We start from the raw sequence: 3251 nt of genomic DNA on the forward strand, positions 1-3251 counted from the left end.
TTACGTGGGGGTAGGAGGTGTGAATCTCCTAGAGGACAGGGTTCCTCGTACTAGACGACCAGTTCAGGTCGCACGTCGTCATTCATCCCCAACTAAATCAGAGATTTTAGGCAAGGGACTTCTGCCGACATTCTTGTTAAAACCTAATTACTCCCATCTCAAACAATTCTTCCATCATTTTATCTTGGAGAGACTGACCCATTGTTTCTAAGCAACTCGGCCCTTCCAGAAAGTCTTTAATTGTGATTTTCTTATCCCGAAAGTCTCTGACAAAATCCCTAATCTCTTCACTAATTTCGACTTTTTCTTTCATTTCTCTCAAGAGAAGTTCGATCGGATCGATTCCCATTTTAACTGCCTGTCGATATTCCGAAATTAAAGACCCTTCCGGCGTATTTTTAGCTAATCTTAATTCCCTTTTTAAATTTTCATATTGTTTTTTTAATAAGGAATTTTGCTGGATTAAAATTTGAATTTTTCGCGTTAAATCATCTTCTGAGAAATTAGCGATATCTTCGCCAGCTAAATGTTGTTGTTCAATCTCTAGCAGTTTAGCTAAATCTCCCTCTTGATAAGCTTTATTTAGTTCTTTCATAATTTCCGTATGACGCATTTGCGTTTCGCTGTCTGTCACTTTATCTGGATGAAAGATTTCTGCTAATCTCAAAAAGGTTTGTCTGATTTTTTTAGAATCTTCAGTTTTGACAGTTGCTTGAGGAATGGGAGGTTGTTCTTCTTGCTTTTCGCCACCTGCAAAATCATCAGAAAACTCAGAAGGGTCACTTTTTCCTTTTCTTGCTGCAGCGCCAAAAAGTTCATCTAATTCAGGTATATCCTGAGATTCTGATGATTTGGGACTGATAAACCCCTGCATTTGAAGTGTTTGATAAACCCCTTCAATTTCTCGCTTACTTTGTTTTCCCAACTTCCGCTGAAAAATTTCATCGAATAGGTTATGAATTTGCCGATCGATCTCCGTTAGCTGTTTCATAATTGGAATAGTTCGATGAAACATTTGTGTAGCTACCGATCGCATTTGTTCAACAAAGTTATTCAACTCTGTGCGCTTTTTCTTAATCTGTTTCATCAACCGCTGATTTTCTTGCTCTAAAGCATCAACCTGAAAATGGAGTTCCGACAACGCCAATGTTGCTGATGCTGCGGAAGTTGGGGTAGGGGTTTTGCTTTTGGGTTGTGATTTTTTGCGTGGCATTAGGGAACGATGCTCCCAAAAGTTACTAGGTTGATTTTAACTCTTTTGATTAATTTTTCAAGAGCGATCGTCAAATTAATCCATTTCTACATTTTCTGGAGATTCTGGCGAATAATGTTCCCATTCAATACTCGGCATTTTATCAAAAGCATTCCTCAAAGACTCTTCCCACCATTTCCGCATTTTCACCAAATAAGGATCTCCTAAACGTAAGAGTAATTTCTTCTCCACCACCAAACTATCCTTTTCATACATAATCATATTAATTGGTGGGCCAACAGAAATATTTGATTTCATCGTGGAATCAATAGAAAGCAACGCACATTTCGCGCAAGCTTCCAAAGGAGTTTCAAAATTCAGAGTCCGGTCTAAAATTGGTTTACCGTACTTAGTTTCTCCTATTTGTAAAAAAGGCGTTTCGGGAGTAGCTTGAATAAAGTTACCCTGGCTATAGATATGATAAAGTTCCATTTCCTCGCCTTTAATTTGACCACCCAAAATAAAACTACATTTGTAATCAATATTATCCTTTTGTAACCAACTGCGGTCTATTTCTTGAATTTCCCGAATTTTGTTGCCAATATAACGAGCAACTTCATACATACTTGGCAAAGAGTGAATATTTGATTCTTCCTGAGCTTTTAAATCTTTACGAATCAAAGTAATTACACCCTGAGTAAATGACAAATTCCCCGAATTGCATAGTAAAATTGTCCTTTCTCTAGGTTGAGAAAAATCAAAAATTTTCTGGTAAGTGGAAATGTAGTCAACTCCTGCATTAGTCCGGGAGTCAGCAGCCATAACTAACCCGTATTTGGTAATGATGCCAAGGCAATAAGTCATGAGAGTGCGTGTAAACTTAATTGAGAGAAAACCTATTGATACTCAGTTTAGTAATTTTCTGAGTCAGATTCTAAATTATTTCTGTTAGCTGAAACCACATCAGGCAAATTACGTTTAACCAAGTAAAGCCAAGCCAACCCAGCTAAACCCAGAGTAATTTCGACTAAACTAATTACTTGTGCTATTCGCAATGGCCCTAACATTAGACTATCAGTTCTTAGCCCTTCAATCCAAAACCGACCGATACTATAAAGGATCAGGTAAGTTAAAAATAGAGTACCCAATTTTAAACGCGGTTTTCCCTGAAGATCGCGAAAAAACCAAAATATTAAAATGCCAAAAACCATTAAATTCCAAACAGATTCATAGAGAAAAGTTGGATGAAAGTAGTCAAAATTGGCGTATTCTATGGGACGTTGTGCCGGGGGAATATATAACTTTAAAGGTAAATTTGTTGGCGCACCAAAAGCTTCAGAATTAAAGAAATTTCCCCATCTGCCAATGGCTTGACCGAGAATTAAAGAAGGCGCGACTATATCTGCTAATTGCCAGAAGGGAACTTGACGAACTCTGGCAAAAATTAAAGCGGAGATAAGTCCTCCTAAAATTGCACCGTGAATGGCAATTCCACCTTTCCAAATAGCAAAGATATCTGCTGGATTGTTAGCATATTGTTGCCACTCAAATAAAACATAATAAAGTCTAGCGCTAGGAATTGCCCCCAACACTAACCAAATTGCTAAATCACCGACAATTTCTGGGTTGAGGTGACGACGTTTGGCTAAGTAACCGGAAAGAGCAACTCCGAGCAAAACTGCTGAAGCAATTAATACACCGTACCAGCGCAAAGTCAATGGCCCTAGTTTAACAATTATTGGCCCTGGAGAAGCAAATTCAAATGCTTTGGGCAAGATGGGAAGATTCAGTAGCCAAGAAGTTATGGTCATAAGTTGGCGTAAGAAACAATTAAACTCAGAATTGACATCAGCAGTATGACTTCAACTCCGAGATTGATTTTAGTTTGCTTTGGCAAAGATGGAAATTAATTCCCAGTTTCATCTTAGAACTTTATCTGCAAATTTAAAAACCGCACTCCAAACAGAAGTACGGTTTTTAAAAACTAGCGAGTTAACAAACGAAAAAGCTGTTTAACGCCCCTTGCCGCTGTGTGACTCAAACAAAGAGAACCGTAACC

At 38.1% G+C, this 3251-nt stretch carries 3 protein-coding genes; all 3 read right to left on the bottom strand.

Going from position 1 to position 3251, the window contains the following annotated elements; all coding sequences use genetic code 11:
- Window positions 1-136 precede the first annotated feature (136 nt).
- Window positions 137-1213: a J domain-containing protein gene (locus ACE1CC_RS07275; protein ID WP_413269803.1), complete on the bottom strand. Its 1077-nt coding sequence runs from the start codon at window positions 1211-1213 to the stop codon at window positions 137-139.
- 75 nt (window positions 1214-1288) lie between these two features.
- Complete coding sequence (locus ACE1CC_RS07280) at window positions 1289-2056, bottom strand: peptidase (RefSeq protein WP_413269804.1); 768 nt, start codon at window positions 2054-2056, stop codon at window positions 1289-1291.
- 47 nt (window positions 2057-2103) lie between these two features.
- Complete coding sequence (lgt, locus tag ACE1CC_RS07285) at window positions 2104-3003, bottom strand: prolipoprotein diacylglyceryl transferase (RefSeq protein WP_413269805.1); 900 nt, start codon at window positions 3001-3003, stop codon at window positions 2104-2106.
- Between the last annotated feature and the right edge of the window lie 248 nt (window positions 3004-3251).

It is taken from the genome of Floridaenema aerugineum BLCC-F46 (genome assembly GCF_041929345.1).
Classification (GTDB): domain Bacteria; phylum Cyanobacteriota; class Cyanobacteriia; order Cyanobacteriales; family Aerosakkonemataceae; genus Floridanema; species Floridanema aerugineum.